Origin of the sequence: Pseudoalteromonas phenolica, from assembly GCF_005876835.1 — a bacterium.
Classification (GTDB): Bacteria; Pseudomonadota; Gammaproteobacteria; order Enterobacterales; family Alteromonadaceae; genus Pseudoalteromonas; species Pseudoalteromonas phenolica_B.
Window position 1 is genome coordinate 1 of record NZ_PPSW01000073.1, and the last position, 317, is coordinate 317.

General features: G+C 46.1%; 1 protein-coding gene. It reads right to left on the minus strand.

Annotated features, from left to right (window positions below; genetic code table 11):
* Positions 1 to 317: hypothetical protein (locus tag C1E24_RS21020; RefSeq protein WP_206078149.1), on the minus strand; the 317-nt coding region annotated here is incomplete at both ends.

Sequence of the window (317 nt, forward strand, 5' to 3'; positions counted from 1 at the left end):
ACCATTAACATCAGTAGTGCGCGTTAGTGACACCGCACGGCCGAACTTGTCTTTACCGGTCAGGGTCACTGTGATGTTTTCTAACGCTTTATCAAGCTCAGCAGCTTCAAGTTCACCATCTTGTAAGGTATCAAGGAATACGCGACCTGAGATCGAATAAGCAATTGTGCCTAGCTGCTCAGTGAAGTCTACGGTTGCTAAGCGTGTATTTGCAGTTAAATCAACCACAACCGTATTGTTTGCAGTTTTCGATCCGGTGCGATTTGCACCTACAACCAAGTAGTCTTTACCGTCTCGGTGATTTGTCAGACCTGACT